An 18,443-nucleotide genomic window follows, 5' to 3' on the forward strand; every position below is an offset into this window, starting at 1 on the left:
CGTGCCGCCAATTCGTCGGTGACCAGTCTTAAGGTTGAACCCATGATGGGTGGACACCACGCCATGAGCGGCGCAGCCGCATGGCTAGCAATGACGACTCCGGTGAGCATCGGCTCCGTAGACCTCGGCTTCGGGGCCCTGCAGATGGACCGGTGGGAAACGCTGGCCGGGGCGATCGTTTGTGCGGGCGCCGCACTGCTGCCCGACGCGGACCACCACGGGGCCACCATCGCCCGTTCGCTGCCGCCCATCTCCAGCATCTTCACCCGCATCATCGGCAAGGTTTCCGGCGGGCACCGCAACGGCACGCACTCGATCCTCGGCATGGCGTTCTTCATCCTGCTGGCCTGGCTGGCCAACGGCTGGGCGGTGCAGACCGCGGCGCTGGGCACCGTGTACCCGGCCGCGGCGCTGTTCGCGGTGCTGCTGATCTCCTTCGCCGTGAAGTCGGTGAAATTCATGCCCCCGGCCCTGTGCTGGGTCATCGCGCTGGCCGCCGGCGCGTTCGTCGGCATGAACGCGCCGACGGAAAACCAGTGGTTCCTGGTGGCGGTCGCCGTCGGCGTCGTGGTGCACGTGCTGGGGGACATGCTGACCATCGGCGGATGCAACCTGATCTGGCCGATCAAGATCCGTTCCCCGCGCTGGTTCCGGCGCCTGCCGGTCATCGGCGGCGTGTGGAAGGCCAACGGGCGGGTCGCGCTGCCGATCCTTGCCGAAACCGGATCCGCGGCCGAATGGGCCCTGGCCTCCCTGCTCACCGTCTACGTGGGTGTCGCGCTGATCGTCGCCTGACCCATGGCATGGGCTGCGGGCCGGTGATCGATTCCGGTAATGCCCGTGTAATGCGGCCCGGCGGACACTGGGCCTACCCGGGAACCGGCGCATCGCCCCGGCAGTCCGGGCGCCGTGGGCCTGCAGCGATCGTGTCCGGCAGGCTCCTTGTTTCCCGCCGGTGACCCGCTGTTCGGGGCCGCCGGCGGCTCGTACCGCTTCGCCTTCCGTGGAACCACGGGCAGCAATCGAGGGACCGGCCATGCCGAACACCGGCGCGCATCCGCAATTCATCGCCAACATGGCCCAGCGCCGTTTCCCGATCGCCGTGTCGGACCTCACCGCGTGGCAGGACGAGGCGCGGTATCTCGCCCAGCTGCCGGCAACCGCGGCGAACCCCGCGGGGACCCCGCCGGCCGCGGCCGAGCTGGACCAGGCCATCAAGCACCACCTTGACGCGGCGCAGGCGCGGCTGACCCGGCCGAGGTTCAAGATGATGCTGGGCACCACGCTGATCGGCAGCGTCATGGCCCACGTGCACGCCGCCGAATCCCTGATGCTGCGCCGCGGCGACACCGACTACCTGCTGGGCAAGCTGCCCAAGATCCAGTCCGACGTGCGCAACCACCTGCGGCTCAAGGACCCCCAGCGCATCGGCTTCGAACAGCTCATGCGCGACATGGACAAGCTCGGCTCCAATGGGCAGGCCAAACGTGATCTGGTCTCCTCCGGCCACGTGCGCGAGGAGATCATCAACGCCGGCACCGCGGCGAACATGTCCTACCGGCGCGAGTACGCGCGGATGCTCAGCTTCCACCGCGGGCTGACCGCGTGGACAGTGATCCTGCTGGTGCTGGCCGCCGGCCTGGCCGTCTGGGGCGCGGTGCGCCCCACGGACCTGGCGATCTGCTTCACCCCGCAGGGCCAGGGCACCGTGGTCTGCCCCACCAGGGAAAGCCCCTACGCCGCGGGCCAATCCGCGGCGCCGGCCGGCGGCGCGGAGAACACCGAGAGCTCCGCCCAGGTGTCCTCCGGCGAACAGCGGCGCGACGAGGTCATCGCCGGCGCCGTGCGTCCCACCGACATCTCCCTGCTGCTCCTGGTGGGCATGGCCGGGGCGGCGGTGACGGCCGCCGGGTCCTTCCGCAGCGTCGGCGGCACCGCGACACCGTTCAACCTGGCCATCGCCATGGCCCTGCTGAAGCTGCCGCTCGGGGCGCTGATCGCGGTGTTCGGGCTGCTGCTGATCCGCGGCGGATTCTTCCCGGGGCTTTCCGACCTGGACAGCGCCCCGCAGATCCTGGCCTGGGCGGTGATCTTCGGCGCCGCCCAGCAGCTGTTCACCGTGATGGTCGACCAGCAGGCCAAGCGCGTGCAGGACCAGGTCGGCGAAGTGGTGGAAGCGCCGAACGAATGAGCGGCGTCGGGGAAAGGACAAGGACATGCCACTGGCCAACGGGTACGGGGTGCTGATCGGGACCCTGCACGACTACTACCGCGACCCGCCCGATGACTTCGGGCGCTACTACCACGGCAACCTGGTGATCCACGCGCCGGCAGGCAACTACAAGTGCGCCATCGACGTGGATCCGAAGAACATGCCCGACGGCGTCCAGTGGCGCACCGTGTCGCTGCGCACGCTGGACTTCGCGGCGATTTCCTCCCTGCCCGACGGCTGGCACCCGCTGGCCTCCGAACCGTCCACCGGGGCGCTGGACTACATCCGCTCCGCGGTGCTGCACCCGCCGGCCCTCATCCACCTGCTGCGCTACTCGAGCTGCCTGAACCGGCTGCTGGCATGGCTGCGCTGGAATCCTCCGTGGAAGAGCGGCACCGGGTTCCAGGCGCTGACCGAACTGGAAAACGTGATCGATGCCGGCGCCCGGTTCTTCGTGTTCGGCGAACCCTTCTCCAGCGGTCTGGGAGTGCACAATGTGCACCAGAACCAGGGCGACCCGGTAGGCGGCGGGCACGACGCGGAGAACTGGATCTGGCAGGACGGCGGCACTATCGTGCTCAAGCCCGACGGGCGGCTGCTGGGCTTCCTGAACAAGTTCCAGACCCAGTCGTTTAAGACCGATGGGCAGGGCCGCCCGGCCTAGGGCAGGAAGATGCCCCGCACCGTCCGGGATCCGGCGGTCCGGGGCACGCGGCCGCGAGCGGCTACCAGTACATGATGCTGGAGGTGCCGTTGCCCCCGGCCCAGTACAAACGCAGCCGCACCACGTAGCGGCGCCCGGCCAGCAGCCGGGTGGTCAGCTGGGCGTTCAGCCCGGTGCCGCTGTCGTCGTCGCCGCCCAGGTAGCGCAGCGAACCGCCGTCGTCCTCGAAGAGCACCATCACCATGTCCGACGTGCCGAAGGTGGCGATCGTGCAGTCCTGCGAGGCCTCCGGGACGATGGCGAAGTCCGCCTGCTGCCCGGCCGCCAGCTGCAGCACCTTGGATTCGAAGGCCTTCAGCTCGGTGACGGCGGCCGTGGTAGCCGGGTAGAACTTCTTGGCCCATTCCTTGTCCTGGTCCGAGAGCCCTCCGGCCGGTTCCAGGCCGCCGGAGTACTGGGCAGGCTGCACGATCAGGCCCGCGGGGAACCAGTACTCCATGACGGAGTTCGGGTCCCACGGGGAGCCGTCCACCTCCTGCTGGCTGAACTTGTGCAGCACGTTCTGCTCGGTCTGCGCCCGGGTCCAGAAATTCGGGGACCCGGTGAAGAACTTGTAGACCGCGTCCTCGTCCCACACGATGCCGGAGAACGGGTTCTGGTGCTCGTGCGGCAGGCCCAGGCTGTGCCCGATCTCGTGCAGGGCGGTGGTGTGGCCGTAGTCGTCGGTCAGGTCCCAGCCGAAATTCATGGTGGTTTCGGTGGCGGGAATGCCCAGCAGGTCGCGGCCCACATAGGACCACGAGCCGTCGGCCTGGTCGAAGGCGATGCGGATTTCCGAGGAGCCGCGGTCGGTGGTCTCGGTGAACTTCAGTCCCAGCGGCAGGGCTTTCCACTCGGCGAACGCCTTGCGCACGGCTTCGCGCTGCGCCTCGGGCCCGTCGATGAAGAAGTAGTGCAGCTCGGTCTCGTTGACCCAGACCTTGGACAGCACCCGTATGAGGCGCATCCGCAGGTCCGGCAGGCCGGGAGGAAGCTCGCGTTGGACGATCGGCTTGGTCAGGCACAGCGGCCGGTTTTCATTGCTCATATCCTGCTCCCTGGATTCAGGTTTCACGGAGTATCGAGGGGGCGCGCCGCGCCGGAGGCGGTGCGGCGCGCGGTCTGCCTAGCTGACGTAGACGAGCGGAACGCCGAGGTAGTTGGCGTTGCCGTCGGCGAAGTTCAGCTGGGCGTTCGAGCCTCCGCCGCGCGCGTAGACGTAGAGCGCGACGGACAGCAGCAGGTAGGCCTGGTCCGCACCGAGCAGGTCCGAGTAGTACATCGTACGCCAGCCGTCGAAACGGTCGTTGACATTGATGTTGTCATCCCCGGTCGACAGCACGTTCACGCTGCCGGCCGGCTTGTAGTTGTACTGGTAGCCGCGGGCCGTCATCGAGATGTTGACCTTCGCCTCCTTGGAGTCGAACCATCCGTCGTCCGCCCGCACGATGTAGAAGCCGTTGAACGGGACGTAGATGGTCTGCGCGTAATTGCGGTTCTCCGGGGCGCGGAAGCTGAACCACCAGTCCATGTACAGCGTGAACGACCCGGCGCCGGTGCCGAACAGCCCCGAGCCGGCACCGCTGGCCCAGCAGGACGCGTCGATGTTGCCGGGGTTGTAGCCCTGCCAGGAGATGGCCCCGTTGGACCCGTGCAGCGTGCCGTAGTACGGGGTCAGCCAGCCCACCGCCGCAGCGGAAGGCCCGTTGCCCATGACCGCGCAGAGCGCCGTGGATTCGCGCGGCGCCTGCCCGGCCAGCGTTGCCGCGCAGGACTTCATATCCTTCGCCGCCGCCTCCTCCGCGGAGGAATCGCCGCCCAGGTAGGAGGCCAGCGACTCCGGCAGCGAGTCCTGCAGCGCGGCCAGGCTGCGCTGCCCGCGCGTCTCGACGTCGGCCAGCCGGTCGGCCTGCGCCTTCTGCAGGGCGACGACCTCTTCGCGCCGGGCCGCAAGCAGCCGGTCGAAGACCAGATCGGTCCCCTCATTGATGTCCGCCATGATTTCCCCCTCATGCTGAGGCCAACGCCCATGCCGTCGCCGGTGGATACCGGGTCGGCCGCCCGGGTTCGGGCACGTCGGCCGCGTGGAGGCTCCAGCGTAGCCGGGGCGTCGTTACCCGGTTATTACCCCTGCGTTACGCGTCCGGATCATCCGGAGGCGACCCGGTAGACGACGCTGTTCAAGGTGGCGGGGTCCTCGTCGAAGGTGCCGTGGGCGGAGGCCAGGCAGCGGCGCCCGGGGGCGCCGACCTCGGTCTTGGACCAGGTGGCGTCCGCCGCTGGGGCGCCCAGGAAACCGGCCAGGTCCGCGTCCGCGGCGACCGAGCGCTCCAGCCCGAGCAGCCCGATGCCGCGTTCTGGTTCCAGCGCGGCGCTGATCAGGCAGAGCAGCGATCGCGGGTAGAGCCACAGCACGCTGTCATCTTCTTCCAGCTGCCGGTGCAGGCCGAACAGGTGCAGGTGCTCGATGCCCTGCGGGGTGCCGACCAGCGGTCGCAGCAGCCGGTTGAAGTCAGCGATGCTCAGGGCCGCGGCCAGCAGGTTCAGCGAGCTGACGCCGGTGCCCGAGCCGTGCTGCAGGTACAGCGGCAGGAACCTGGAATGGAAGATTGCGCCGGCCGAATGCCCGGCCGCGTGCACCTGCACGGCGCCGGGATTCCGGGCGGTGAATTCGGCCAGCCGCTGCGCCACGTAGGCGGCCCCGCCGTCCACGGCCACCGCCTGGTCGGCGCCGACCTTCATCTGCGCCCAGACCTTCTGGCCCAGCGGGCGCACGGCCCGCTCGACCCCGGCCGCCCAGAGGTCCTCGACGAGGTTGCGGGCCCGGGCCTGCTGTTGCTCCTGCAGCTCGCGGGCGCCGCTGCGCGGCATCAGCGAGCACAGGGCGTCGAGCAGCCCGGTCTCCCAGATGAAGAACAGCGGGTAGATGCCGTGTTCCAGCCAGTGCGGCAGCATGCGGGCGGCGCCGATGATGCCGCGCGCCTCGCTGACCAGCCCGCCGTGGGCCCAGAAGAGCAGCCGTAGCGGGCCCTGGTGCTGGTCCATGTAGCGCGGCAGGTGCTCGGCGAAGATCGCGTCCACGTCCTCGGCGCTGGTGACCAGGGCGCCGTCGTCGGAGAACTGCCCGTTGGAGAGGTTGACCAGGTGCGGGCGCAGGGCCTCCAGGTCGAGGGTGGGAGGCAGCGAATGCAGCGTGGCCGGCTCGGCCGGCTGCAGGCTCAGCAATGCCATGGGGTGCTCCTTTGCGGTGCCGCGCACCGTGCAGGCTCGGCACGGTGCTCAGACAAAGGATGGACGTCGGGGCGTTACCGGAGCATTACCCGCCGGCTGGGGCCGGGGGATTCTCGCCGCGGTACACCAGGGCCAGGCCCGCGGCCAGCAGGGAGAACTGCACGATGGTGGCCACCGCGCCTTCGGCGGAGAAGAGCACCGACCAGCCGCTGAGCAGCAGCACCAGGGTCGGCAACAGGATCAGGGCGCCGCACAGGCGCAGCCGCGGACCGTTCATGGCCACATCCTATGGCACGGCCCGCGGCAAGGCCAGAGCTGCTGGCGCCGCCGCGGGCCGGGAGGGCACGCAGGTGCGAAGGGGTCAGGAGTCCAGGCGCCCCACCGCGGTCACCGTGACCACCGGCTCGCCGGCCTCGTCCGAGTCGTCCAGCGAGATCGTGGCGTTGATGCCCCAGTCGTGGTTCTCCTGCGGGTCCGCGAAGATCTGCCGGACCTCCCAGAGGCGTCCGGGCCGCTCCTTGACGATGAACAGCTTGGAGCTGCGCCCGGTCGGGCCGTCGTCGATGTCCTCGTGTTCCTCGAAGTAGTCGTCCATGGCGTCGGCCCAGGTGTCCGCGTTGAAGCCGTTGTGCTCGTCGAGCTCGCCCAGCGCCTTGTCCTGCTCGTCGGCGAAGAGCTTCACGCGGCGGAACATCTCGTTGCGGACCATCACGCGGAAGGCGCGCACATTGTCGGTGAGCTTTTCCGGGGCCGGCGGGGTGATCTCCTGCGACTCGTCGTGCAGCTCGCCGCGGGAGAGCTCCTCCCACTCGTCCAGCAGCGAGGAGTCGATCTGGCGGATCATCTCGCCCAGCCACTCGATCAGGTCCTCCAGGTCCTCGCGCAGCGCATCCTGCGGCACGCTCTGGCGCAGCGCCTTGTAGGCGTCGGTGAGGTAGCGCAGCAGCACGCCCTCGGAGCGGGCCAGCTGGTAGTACTGCACGAAGTCGGAGAAGCCCATGGCGCGCTCGTACATGTCGCGCACCACGGATTTGGGCTGCAGCTCGAAGTCCGCCAGCCACGGAGCGCCGGCGCGGTACTGCTCGAACGCGGCTTCCAGCTTGTCGGCCAGCGGCATCGGGTAGGTGACGTCCTCCAGCGCGGTCATGCGCGCGTCGTAGTCCATCCCCTCGGCCTTCATCGCGGCGATCGCCTCGCCGCGCGCCTTCTTCTCCTGCCCGGAGAGCACCTGGCGCGGCTTTTCCAGGGTCGCCTCGATGGTGGAGACCACGTCCAGCGCGTAGCTTCCCGAATCCGGGTCCAGCAGCTCCAGGGCGGCCAGCGCGAACGGGGACAGCGGCTGGTTCAGCGCGAAGTTCTGCTGCAGGTGCACGGTCAGCTCGTAGTAGTTGCCGTACTGGTCGGGCTCCTGCCGGCGGACCACCACGCCGGTGGCGATCAGCTCGCGCAGAATGCCGATGGCGCGCAGTTTCAGCTTGCGCTGCGCGGCAGGGGTCTCGTGGTTCTCGGTGAGCAGGCGCACGGCGGCCTCGAACGCGTTGTCCTCGCGCTCCAGCAGGTTCAGCAGCATCGAGTGCGAGACCTGGAAGGAGGACTTCAGCGTCTCCGGGGGCGCGTCCACGATCTTCTCGAAGGTCTTCTCGCCCCAGGTCACGAAGCCCTGCGGCGGCTTCTTCTTGGGGATCTGCTTGAGCTTGGCCGAGCCCTCGCCGTGCTTCTTCATGGCCTTTTCCATGGCCTTGTGGTTCTCGATCGCGTGCTCCGGGGCCTGCACCAGCACGGTGCCGGCGGTGTCGAAGCCCGCACGTCCGGCGCGTCCGGCGATCTGGTGGAACTCGCGGGCATTCAGGGTGCGGGTGCGGGTGCCGTCGAACTTGGACAGCGCGGTGATCACCACGGTGCGGATCGGCACGTTGATGCCCACGCCCAGGGTGTCGGTGCCGCAGATGACCTTCAGCAGCCCGGCCTGCGCCAGCTGCTCGACCAGGCGGCGGTACTTGGGCAGCATGCCGGCGTGGTGCACGCCGATGCCGTGGCGCACCAGCCGGTTCAGCGTCTTGCCGAAGCCGGCCGCGAAGCGGAACCCGGCGATCAGCTCGGAGATGCGGTCCTTTTCCTCGCGGGTGGCCACGTTGATGCTCATCAGCCCGGTGGCCCGGTCGATCGCGTCCAGCTGGGAGAAGTGCACGATGTAGATCGGCACCTGCTGGGTCTTGATCAGTTCCTCCACGGCTTCCTGCACCGGGTCCATGGAGTAGTAGAAGTGCAGCGGGATCGGGCGCTGGGTGTGTGCCACGGTGACGGTGGTCTTGCCGGTGCGCTCTTCCAGCTCCTTCTCGAAGCGGCTCACGTCGCCCAGGGTGGCGCTCATGAGCAGGAACTGCGCCTGCGGCAGCTCGATCAGCGGCACCTGCCAGGCCCAGCCGCGCTGCGGGTCGGCGTAGAAGTGGAATTCGTCCATGATCACGCAGCCCACGTCGGCCCGCGAGCCCTCGCGCAGGGCGATGTTCGCCAGGATTTCCGCGGTGCAGCAGATGATCGGGGCGTCGGCGTTCACCGAGGAGTCGCCGGTGACCATGCCGACGTTCTCCGCGCCGAAGATCTTGCACAAATCGAAGAACTTCTCCGAAACCAGCGCCTTGATCGGCGCGGTGTAGAAGCTGATCTGGTCGCGGGCCATGGCGTAGAAGTGCGCGGCGATCGCCACCAGGGACTTGCCCGATCCCGTCGGGGTGGCCAGGATGACATTGCTGCCGCCGGCCAGGGCCATGGAGGCCTCGTCCTGGGCCGGGTACAAATCGATGCCGCGGGTGGACACCCAGCGGCCGAAGGCCTCGTAGATTTCGTCGTCGGATACGTTATTTGGGTCTGCGGGCAGGTAATCGGTGAGCAACATGATGTTCCAAGCCTATCCTTTGCGAACTGTGACCAGACCCTAGGCGATCACGCGCCGCGCGAATATGCTCTGGATTATGAAGTGGGATCCGAGAAAGTACACCGAATTCGCCGACTACCGCGGCCGCCCCTACACGGACCTGCTCGGCCAGCTGGGCCAGCTGGAGCCTTCGAAGGTGGTGGACCTGGGCTGCGGCCCGGGGAACATGACCCGGCTGCTGGCGCGGCGCTGGCCGCAGGCGCAGGTCACCGGGCTGGACTCCTCTCCCGAAATGATCCGGCAGGCCTCGCGCAGCGAGCACGAGCCGAATCTGGGATTCGAGCTGGCCGATGCGCTGCACTGGCATCCGGAGCCGGACACGGACCTGCTGTTCTCCAACGCCATGCTGCAGTGGCTGCCCGGTCATCGGGAGCTGCTGGCCGGCTGGCTGGATGAGCTGAAGCCCGGGGCCCATGTCGCCATCCAGGTTCCCGGGAACTTCGGCTCGCCGTCCCACGCGGTGATGCGCCAGGTTGCTGACGGCGCCGCGTGGGCGCAGAAGCTGTCCGGGGTGCTGCGCCATGACGACGTGGTCGGGGAGCCCGAGGAGTACCAGCGCCTGCTGCTGCAGGCCGGGTATCAGGCGAACGTCTGGGAAACGACCTACCACCAGGTGATGGTCGGCGAGGATCCGATCCTCGACTGGGTGCGCGGCACCGCGCTGCTGCCGGTGAAAGCCGCCCTGGACGCCGAGGACTACCGGAAGTTCGAGGACGACTACCGCGTGCAGATTTCCGCGCACTATCCCTCGTTCACCGGCCCGGACGGCACCAAGGTCACCAACTTCCCGTTCCGCCGGATCTTCATGATCGGGCGCAAGCTCGGCTGACATGCGCGTCCTTGCCGTCCCGGGGCTTTTGGCTCTGGCCCGGCCGGCCCGGACGGGGCAAACTGCATGCATGGACGAGTACGACGCCTTCGTTGCGGCACCGGAGCACAGCCTGGAGCTGGCCCGGCTGCAGGCCGACTTCAACCGGGAATTCGATGCGCCGTGCCCGCCGGTTCCGGTGCTCGCACGGCGTTTGGAGGCCATGCTGGCCGGAGATCGGTGTTTTGCCGTTGCCGCCGGCGCCGGGCGCGGCCTCGTGGGGCACGCGCTGGTCACCTTGCGGCCCACCATCTATTTCGACGGGCCGCTGGCCGCGCTCGACGAGCTATACGTGCAACCAGCATTGCGCGGGTGCGGCCTCGGCTCGGCCATCATGCGCTGCCTGCTGCTGGAACTGCAACGGCGCGGCAGCCTGGAGCTGCACATCAACGTGGACGAGGACGATACCGGCGCTCGGCGCTTCTACGAACGCTATGGCTTCGCCAACCGCGAGCCGGACAGCGCATGGCGCATGCTGCTGTACTACCAAGAGCTGCCTCCGGCCCGATAGCCGCCCGGCGATGGGCTGCTACCAGCCGCGTGCGCGCCACTCATCAAGGTGCGGACGCTCGGTGCCCAGATCCGTGGTGCCGCCATGGCCGGGGAAGACCTTGGTCTGGTCGGGGAAGCGGCCGAAGATGCGTTCGGCGACATCGGTGATCAGCGAGCTGAAACGCTGCGGATCCTTCCAAGTGTTGCCCACCCCGCCGGGGAACAGGCTGTCGCCGCTGAGGATGACCGGCTGGCCGGAGGAATCGACCAGCGCATAGGCGATGGATCCCGGAGTGTGCCCGCGTAGGTGGATCGCCTCGATCACCACGTCGCCCAGCTGGATCTTGTCGCCGTGGGAGAGCGGATGGCTGATCTTCACCCCCGACTCGTCCGCGATGCCCTGCATGTCGTCGGCACCCGCGTAGGTGGTGACCGGGTACTTCTCGACTGCCGCGGCCAAGGCCCGCACATGGTCCCAATGCTGGTGGGTTGTCGCGATGGCAACAATCTCCGGGTTCGGGCCGTCGTCCGATGCAGCCGAGATCAACTCTTCAATGGCGGGGAAATCATCGGCCGCGTCAACCAGCAGCTGCTTGCCGCTGGCCTTGTCGGTGATCAGGTACACGTTGTTGGCCATCTCGGATACGGAGATCCAGCGGATGCTTACATCGTCGAGAAGAAGTTCATTCATATCCCCAGACTACGGGGAATCCCGGTGCGCGCACGATAGGCTCGGAATAGATATCCAATCTATGAAACGGAGCGTTGCATGACCGACCTGGATTTTGTCAGCCTCGATGCGAAATCGACGGTAGCTCCCTATCAGCAGGTCCGCGAGCAGATATTGACGGCCATCTCCGAAGGCAGGCTCGCCCCGGGAACCAAGCTGCCGTCGGTGCGAGCGCTCGCCGGAACGCTGGGCCTTGCGGTGAACACGGTCGCCAAGGTCTACAAGGAACTTGAGCTCCAGGGCGCGGTGGCGACCCGCGGCCGGCACGGAACGGTGGTCCAGGCGGCGGAGGACCGCGGGGAGCAGGAAGTCAGCGACGCCGCCGCGGATCTGGCGCGGATCGCGCAGATGTGGTCCGTGGACGAAGAGACCGCGGTGAAGTACCTGCGCGCCGCCTTCAGCTCGCTTCCCAAATAATTCCCGGGGCGCGCAAAGAACTGCAGCCAGGCCTGTGGAAAACCGTCCACGGAATTTTCAGCGGCTCATAGGCTGTGCGAATCGACCCAACGGAAGATTCGGGAGCACACCATGAACCACCGAACCGAAAACCGCTTGAAACTGCCAGCCGCCGTCGCGGCCTGCGTGCTGCTCGGCCTGCTGGCCGGATGCACCGCACCGCCGACGCAGCCCGAACAACCGGAGCCCGACCGCGGCACGCAACCGGTCTCCACTGCCTGGACCAGCAAGGAGAACCTGGTCTCGGAAATCCAGGTTGAGGAGCAGCTCGGTTTGGCCATCGCCTATGTGGAACGCGGGGGCGGGCTGACGCTGGTGGCCCGCGAACTCGCGGACGGATCGCTGCGCTGGAAGCGCGAGGCATCAATGGGGCACAACCCCGGAGGCATGAAGATGACGCTGCCGGTCATAGAGCTCAACGGAATCCGAACGGCGGCATTCATCGAAGCAGTGAAGGGAACCACCGAACGTCTGGCGGTCATCGACCTTGCCACCGGGAAGGATGCCTCGGCAAGCGCTGCCATTGACTTCAGAACCACCCGGCCTGGTGAATGCGACGGGTCGTGGTGCGTCGACGGCGATACGAAGTCCGGTGAACCGGTGAATTTGCGCTACGACGCGGCGCAGGGCCGCTGGAACCAGATCGCCGGAGACGACCTTCCCACACCGAAAAAGAATCCGGACGACCGATTCATCGGCGAGGGCCTCTCGTCGACCTCGCAGCGCGGGCCGGGGGAGGAAATGCTCAGCTACGCGCGGGACGGCAAGATCCTGTGGAGCGTGCCCTACGCACAGGTCTTCGACTCGTACTACTCCACGGACAACGGCTGGGAGTGGACCACGTTCGAGGAACCGCAGCAGATCTTCGTCGGCCGTGGTTCCAGGATGGACTACCAGTACCACCCCGAGGGCGATGCCTACGTGCAGGACTGGAACAAGGACGCCATGATGGTCGGGATCGACCCGGCCACCGGACACCGCCGGTGGGCGTTGCCCGGCGCTGATCAGAACTGCTCCGGAATCATCGAGACCCGCCCGGCGCAGACACGCAGCACCTTCGTCACCTGCAGATTCCACCAGGCGTTGGCCACGGTACATCCGTCCACCGGTGTGCGCGGAGCACTCACGGGCCTTGAATGGGACGTTGCCGGAATCGAGGCGGCCACCGGCAGGGAGCTTTGGGCGCATGAGCTGCCCGGCTACGAGAAGGCCCTGGAACTGGCCGAAGCCAACAACACGATCATCGGCGACCGGAAATACGTCATCGCCCCGTTGGCCTCCGGGTACGCCGCCGTGGACAGTTCGACCGGAGAAAAATTCGAACTGTCCCAGGTTCTGGGCGAAACGGTATTGTGCACCAGCTATCGCGAACCGGTGGAAGTCAGGCGCATTGACGGCTACGCTGAGAAGGCCTACCTGAGTGTGCAACAGAGTGTGCAACCGTGTACACGCGACACGCAAAAGGACACGAAGACGTTGCCGCTGTTCGCCGAGTTCCGGCGCACCGGCAAGGACCAGCAGCAGACCACGGTGCTCCCGGGGCGCACCGGCATGGTCGCGTACCGCATGCCCGGCCAGTAGCGCCTCGGGACGCCAAAGCGACAGGAGGTTTTTCTGGGAGCGGGCCGAAAATTTGCTGGCATGCCCTCCCAGAAAGCGGGCCTGGAATCGCGTTTCATGACTCCAGAATCCGTGCGGGCCGCCTCGATGCGGCCTGTTCTCCCGGTACTCATCGCACTGGGTCTCATGACGCTGTCCCTGCCGGCCTTCGTGGTCCGCAAACAGCTGTACACCGCGATCACCGCGGCGGCCGATTCCTCCCCGGCGCTCACCTTGCTGGCGGTCTTCTTCGTCGATACGGCGTTGCTGCTGCTGGTCCTGTTCACGGCCGGGCTGGCCGTGTGGTCCTGGTTCAAGGACCGGGCGGCGTTGACAAGGCTGGCGCTGGGCGGAGTGGGGGTGCTCCTCGCCTACGCGGCAAGCAGCTCGCTCAAGCTGGTCTTCACCGAGGCGCGGCCCTGCCAGAGCATCCACGTGGCGCTCGCCGAAACTTGCCCTCCGCACGGTGACTGGTCCTGGCCCTCGAACCATTCGGTGCTTGCGGCGGCGTTCGCGGCCGCCTGCGCCCTGGCCGTCGTGCGGCTGCGCTGGTACCTGGCCGCCGTGGCCCTGCTCATTGCCGTGGCTCGGGTGGGCGTCGGCGCCCACTACCTGCACGACGTGCTGTTCGGCCTGGGCCTGGGCCTGCTGGTGGTGCTGGCAACGGTCCATCTGCTCCCGCGCCTGCGCCGGGTCCTGCCCTCGTCGGTGCCGTGGATGCGACAGGCAGGCCGGCACTGAGCCCGCCCGGCGGGGGGAGACTGCGCGGTGCCGGCCGGTCGAACTCCGGGTCTTCGGCGAATTGCATGTGAGTTGCGTCAGAGTTCACACTCATTCGAAGCAATTTTCGATTAGTATTGCTTCGTGGCTATTACTGCAGAGAGCAAAAAAACCGATCTGACGCGCCTGGTCGTGAAGGGCGCGCGCGAGCACAACCTGAAGAACGTGGACATCGATCTGCCGCGCGACGCGATGATCGTCTTCACCGGCCTGTCCGGCTCCGGCAAGTCCTCCCTCGCGTTCGACACCATCTTCGCCGAGGGCCAGCGACGCTACGTCGAGTCGCTCTCTGCCTATGCGCGCATGTTCCTGGGCCAGGTCGACAAGCCTGACGTGGACTTCATCGAGGGCCTGTCCCCGGCGGTGTCCATCGACCAGAAGTCCACCAGCCGCAACCCGCGCTCCACCGTCGGCACCATTACCGAGGTCTACGACTACATGCGCCTGCTCTGGGCGCGCGTCGGCCGGCCGCACTGCCCGGAATGCGGCGAGCCGATCTCCAAGCAGACCCCGCAGCAGATCGTGGACCAGCTCATGGAGCTGCCCGAGCGCACCCGATTCCAGATCCTCGCCCCGGTGGTCCGCGCCCGCAAGGGCGAATTCGTGGACCTGTTCGCCGAGCTCTCCTCCAAGGGCTTCTCCCGCGCCCGCGTGGACGGGCAGACCATCCAGCTGACCGATCCGCCGAAGCTGGCCAAGCAGGTCAAGCACACCATCGAGGTGGTCGTCGACCGCCTGGCGATCAAGGAGGAGGTCCGCCAGCGGCTGACCGACTCCATCGAGACCGCACTGGGCATCGCCGACGGCCGCGTGCTGGCCGACTTCGTGGACCTCGACGAGGACGACCCGAAGCGCATCCGCTCCTTCTCCGAGAACCTCGCCTGCCCGAACGAGCACCCGCTGGCCATCGACGAGATCGAGCCGCGCACCTTCTCCTTCAACAACCCCTTCGGCGCCTGCGCCGCCTGTTCCGGCATCGGCACCAAGCTGGAGGTCGACGAGCACCTGATCGTCCCGGACGACGAGGTGACGCTGAGCGACGGAGCGATCGCCCCGTGGTCGCTGGGCAAGGCCACCACCGAATACTGGAACCGGCTGATCGAGGGCCTGGGCAACGACCTGGGCTTCACCATGGACACCCGCTGGAAGGACCTGCCCTCCGCCGCCCGCCAGTCCATCCTGCACGGCAAGGACCACAAGGTCGTGGTGCAGTACAAGAACCGCTTCGGCCGCGAACGCAAGTACTCCACCGGCTTCGAGGGCGTGATCTCCTACGTGCACCGCAAGCACCAGGAGACCGAATCCGACCATGCGCGCGACCGCTACGAGCAGTACATGCGCCAGATCCCGTGCCCGACCTGCGGCGGCGCCCGGCTGAACCCGGCCTCGCTGTCGGTGCTGGTGGGCGGCAAGTCCATCGCCGAGGTCTCCGCCATGGACCTGCGCAGCGCCGCCGAATTCCTGACCACCCTGGAACTGAGCAACCGCGAGGCGAAGATCGCGATGCAGGTGCTGAAGGAAATCGGCGCCCGCATGAAGTTCCTGCTGGACGTGGGCCTGGAATACCTGACGCTTGAACGCGCGGCCGGCACGCTGTCCGGCGGCGAGGCCCAGCGCATCCGCCTGGCCACCCAGATCGGCTCCGGCCTGGTGGGTGTGCTCTACGTGCTCGACGAGCCGTCCATCGGCCTGCACCAGCGCGACAACCGCCGGCTGATCGAGACCCTGCTGCACCTGCGCTCGCTGGGCAACACCCTGATCGTGGTGGAGCACGACGAGGACACCATTGCCGAGGCTGACTGGATCGTTGACATCGGCCCGGGCGCCGGCGAGCACGGCGGCGAAGTGGTGCACTCCGGATCCGTGGAGGGGCTGAAGGAAAACACCCGTTCGCTGACCGGCGACTACCTCTCCGGGCGCCGGCAGATCGAGATCCCTGCCAAGCGCCGCAAGGTGGACAAGGACCGCAAGCTCAAGGTCGTGGGCGCGAGCGAGAACAACCTGCAAAACGTCAGCGTCGAGTTCCCGCTGGGCGTGCTGACCGCGGTGACCGGCGTGTCCGGCTCGGGCAAGTCCACCCTGGTCAACGACATCCTCTACAAGGTGCTGGCGAACAAGCTCAACGGAGCCAAGCAGGTCCCCGGCCGGCACACCCGCGTGCAGGGCCTGGAGCACCTGGACAAGGTGGTCCACGTGGACCAGTCGCCGATCGGCCGCACCCCGCGCTCCAACCCGGCCACCTACACCGGCGTCTTCGACAACATCCGCAAGCTGTTCGCGGAGACCAACGAGGCCAAGCTGCGCGGCTACCAGCCGGGCCGCTTCTCCTTCAACGTCAAGGGCGGACGCTGCGAGGCCTGCTCGGGCGACGGCACGCTGAAGATCGAGATGAACTTCCTGCCGGACGTCTACGTGCCCTGCGAGGTCTGCCACGGGGCGCGCTACAACCGCGAAACCCTGCAGGTGCTGTACAAGGGCAAGAACATCGCCGACGTGCTGGACATGCCGATCGCCGAGGGCGCCGAATTCTTCAGCGCCTTCACCCCGATCGCGCGCCACCTGAAAACCCTGGTGGACGTCGGCCTGGGCTACGTCCGGCTGGGCCAGCCGGCCACCACGCTCTCCGGCGGCGAGGCGCAGCGCGTGAAGCTGGCCGCGGAGCTGCAGAAGCGCTCCAACGGCCGCTCCATCTACGTGCTGGACGAGCCGACCACGGGCCTGCACTTCGAGGACATCCGCAAGCTGCTGCTGGTGCTGCAGGGACTCGTGGACAAGGGCAACACCGTGCTGACCATCGAGCACAACCTGGACGTCATCAAGTCCGCGGACTGGGTCATCGACCTGGGCCCGGAGGGCGGCTCCGGCGGCGGCACCATCATGGCCACCGGCACCCCGGAAAAGGTCGCGAAGGTCGCCGCATCGCACACCGGGCGGTTCCTGGCCGAAATCCTCTAGCCGGATCGCGCCGGGCCCGGCGCACACGGCCGGCGGGAGCGCGTATATTCGATTTCAGTTATGGATTGTTTACCCGCGTCCGCTTCATGGGATGATGTCCTAGTGAATATGTCGGTTGCCAGCGTGCTCTTTGATCTGGACGGGACCCTTGTGGACCCTGCAGGCTCCATAACTTCGGGGATCCGCCATGCCCTCGTGGCCCATGGACTGACGGATCCCGGAGAGGAAAAAATCGAAGCGCTGGTCGGCCCGCCGCTGCAGGTCGGATTGCGCACCCTCGACGGGGTCACCGAGCAGAACATCGACTCGATTATCGCCGCCTACCGGGCCCGCTACGCCGAGGTCGGCATGAGGCAGTCCAAGGTCTATCCGGGTCTGCGGACGCTGCTGGGTGCCTTGCAGGCCGCCGGCATCCACACCGCGGTGGCCACGGCCAAGCCTCTGCCGATCGCCCGCGAACTGATCGCGGCGCAAGACCTGGACGGCAGCCTGGACGCGGTGCACGGGAACACCGGCGAGGGTGGATCCCACGGTTCGAGCAAGGCGCACATCGTGGCCGCCGCGCTGGAGCATGCTGGTCTCGATCCCGCGCGCAGCGTGGTGGTGGGGGACCGGCACTACGACCTGGACGCGGCACGCGCGAATGGTGTCACATCCATCGGCGTGCGCTGGGGCTTTGCCCAGGGCGACGAGCTCGACGCCGCCGACTACCGCGTTGCCACCGCGGCCGAGCTGGCCCAGCTGCTGCTGGGAGAACGCGCCGCGGCCGAATTGAACTTTGAAAAACCGATGCAGGAAGGTGCACAGTAGATGAGCATCTACACCATGACGCGATCCTCGATCCGCGGCATCATCCACGGCATCTGCCGCGCCGAGGTCACCGGCTTGGAGAACGTGCCCAGACAGGGCGGCTTCATCGTCGCCTCCAACCACCTGTCCTTCTTCGACTCGCTGATCATCCAGGCGCTGACGCCGCGCGATGTCGCGTTCTTCGCGAAGGCCGAGTACTTCACCACCCCCGGCGTCAAGGGCAAGCTGATGAAGTCGTTCTTCGAGTCCGTGGGCTCCATCCCGGTGCAGCGCGGCGAGCAGGCCGCCTCCGTGGCGGCCCTGGATTCGCTGGTGGAGATCATCGAGGGCGGCTCCGGCATCGGCATCTACCCCGAAGGCACCCGCTCGCGCGACGGCAAGCTGTACCGCGGCCGCACCGGCGTGGGCTGGCTGGCGCTGACCACCGGCGTGCCGGTGGTCCCGGTCGGGCTGATCGGCACCGAGAAGCTGCAGCCGGCCGGAACCAAGGGCTTCCGCCCGGCCAAGTTCCACATCCACTACGGGCAGCCGCTGTACTTCGACAAGCTCGGACGCAAGCACCCGCTGCCGCAGCGCCGGCTGGCGACCGACCGGATCGTCGACGCGATCGCCGAGCTCTCCGGGCAGGAGCGCGTGGACTCCTACAACCAGCTGCCGCCGGACGCGAAGTAA

At 67.5% G+C, this 18,443-nt stretch carries 17 protein-coding genes; 11 read left to right on the plus strand and 6 right to left on the minus strand.

The annotated features are described in order from the left end of the window. The first annotated feature begins 18 nt into the window (after window positions 1-18). From IEY43_RS01530 to IEY43_RS01540, 3 genes are all read left to right on the plus strand, one after another. Window positions 19-795, plus strand: a complete 777-nt coding sequence (locus IEY43_RS01530) for a metal-dependent hydrolase (RefSeq protein WP_229777216.1) — start codon at window positions 19-21, stop codon at window positions 793-795. Between the two features lie 241 nt (window positions 796-1,036). Further along, on the plus strand, window positions 1,037-2,191 hold the full coding sequence (locus tag IEY43_RS01535) for a hypothetical protein (RefSeq protein WP_188946809.1): 1,155 nt from the start codon (window positions 1,037-1,039) through the stop codon (window positions 2,189-2,191). A 25-nt stretch (window positions 2,192-2,216) separates the two neighbouring features. Further along, window positions 2,217-2,876 carry a DUF2278 family protein gene (locus IEY43_RS01540; protein WP_188946810.1) on the plus strand — a complete coding sequence of 220 codons (660 nt, stop codon included), beginning with the start codon at window positions 2,217-2,219 and terminating at the stop codon, window positions 2,874-2,876. 61 nt (window positions 2,877-2,937) lie between these two features. Here IEY43_RS01540 and IEY43_RS01545 read toward each other — a convergent pair whose 3' ends face one another. From IEY43_RS01545 to IEY43_RS01565, 5 genes are all read right to left on the minus strand, one after another. After that, a complete protein-coding gene (locus tag IEY43_RS01545; RefSeq protein ID WP_188946811.1) occupies window positions 2,938-3,963 on the minus strand; it encodes a M12 family metallopeptidase in 1,026 nt (341 codons plus the stop codon). A 78-nt stretch (window positions 3,964-4,041) separates the two neighbouring features. Further along, entirely contained in the window at window positions 4,042-4,914 is an 873-nt protein-coding gene (locus IEY43_RS01550; protein ID WP_188946812.1) for a hypothetical protein, read from the minus strand. A 149-nt stretch (window positions 4,915-5,063) separates the two neighbouring features. Then, on the minus strand, window positions 5,064-6,146 hold the full coding sequence (locus IEY43_RS01555; RefSeq protein WP_188946813.1) for a hypothetical protein: 1,083 nt from the start codon (window positions 6,144-6,146) through the stop codon (window positions 5,064-5,066). Between the two features lie 85 nt (window positions 6,147-6,231). Beyond that, a complete protein-coding gene (locus IEY43_RS01560) occupies window positions 6,232-6,423 on the minus strand; it encodes a hypothetical protein (RefSeq protein WP_188946814.1) in 192 nt (63 codons plus the stop codon). An 84-nt stretch (window positions 6,424-6,507) separates the two neighbouring features. Then, window positions 6,508-9,042 (minus strand): DEAD/DEAH box helicase, encoded by a 2,535-nt coding sequence (locus IEY43_RS01565; RefSeq protein ID WP_188946815.1) that lies wholly within the window; start codon window positions 9,040-9,042, stop codon window positions 6,508-6,510. A 76-nt stretch (window positions 9,043-9,118) separates the two neighbouring features. Here IEY43_RS01565 and IEY43_RS01570 point away from each other — a divergent pair, with 76 nt between their 5' ends. Then, on the plus strand, window positions 9,119-9,910 hold the full coding sequence (locus IEY43_RS01570) for a trans-aconitate 2-methyltransferase (protein ID WP_188946816.1): 792 nt from the start codon (window positions 9,119-9,121) through the stop codon (window positions 9,908-9,910). A gap of 70 nt (window positions 9,911-9,980) precedes the next feature. Then, entirely contained in the window at window positions 9,981-10,460 is a 480-nt protein-coding gene (locus tag IEY43_RS01575; RefSeq protein ID WP_188946817.1) for a GNAT family N-acetyltransferase, read from the plus strand. Window positions 10,461-10,478: 18 nt separating this feature from the next. On the opposite strand, the gene IEY43_RS01580 is transcribed toward IEY43_RS01575, so the two are convergent. Then, window positions 10,479-11,132, minus strand: a complete 654-nt coding sequence (locus IEY43_RS01580; RefSeq protein WP_188946818.1) for an MBL fold metallo-hydrolase — start codon at window positions 11,130-11,132, stop codon at window positions 10,479-10,481. Window positions 11,133-11,210: 78 nt separating this feature from the next. Between IEY43_RS01580 and IEY43_RS01585 the strand changes: the two genes are divergently transcribed. The 6 genes from IEY43_RS01585 (at window position 11,211) to IEY43_RS01610 (ending at window position 18,443) form a co-directional block, all read left to right on the plus strand. Continuing rightward, a complete protein-coding gene (locus IEY43_RS01585; RefSeq protein ID WP_188946819.1) occupies window positions 11,211-11,588 on the plus strand; it encodes a GntR family transcriptional regulator in 378 nt (125 codons plus the stop codon). Between the two features lie 111 nt (window positions 11,589-11,699). After that, window positions 11,700-13,208, plus strand: a complete 1,509-nt coding sequence (locus IEY43_RS01590; RefSeq protein ID WP_188946820.1) for a PQQ-binding-like beta-propeller repeat protein — start codon at window positions 11,700-11,702, stop codon at window positions 13,206-13,208. Between the two features lie 60 nt (window positions 13,209-13,268). After that, on the plus strand, window positions 13,269-13,967 hold the full coding sequence (locus IEY43_RS01595) for a phosphatase PAP2 family protein (RefSeq protein ID WP_188946821.1): 699 nt from the start codon (window positions 13,269-13,271) through the stop codon (window positions 13,965-13,967). Window positions 13,968-14,090: 123 nt separating this feature from the next. Further along, window positions 14,091-16,961 (plus strand): excinuclease ABC subunit UvrA, encoded by a 2,871-nt coding sequence (gene uvrA / locus IEY43_RS01600; RefSeq protein WP_188946822.1) that lies wholly within the window; start codon window positions 14,091-14,093, stop codon window positions 16,959-16,961. A gap of 108 nt (window positions 16,962-17,069) precedes the next feature. Further along, a complete protein-coding gene (locus tag IEY43_RS01605) occupies window positions 17,070-17,771 on the plus strand; it encodes an HAD hydrolase-like protein (RefSeq protein ID WP_229777231.1) in 702 nt (233 codons plus the stop codon). Continuing rightward, window positions 17,772-18,443 (plus strand): lysophospholipid acyltransferase family protein, encoded by a 672-nt coding sequence (locus IEY43_RS01610; protein ID WP_188946823.1) that lies wholly within the window; start codon window positions 17,772-17,774, stop codon window positions 18,441-18,443.

This window comes from Glutamicibacter protophormiae (assembly GCF_014647495.1).
In the GTDB taxonomy this organism is placed as follows: Bacteria; Actinomycetota; Actinomycetes; order Actinomycetales; family Micrococcaceae; genus Glutamicibacter; species Glutamicibacter protophormiae.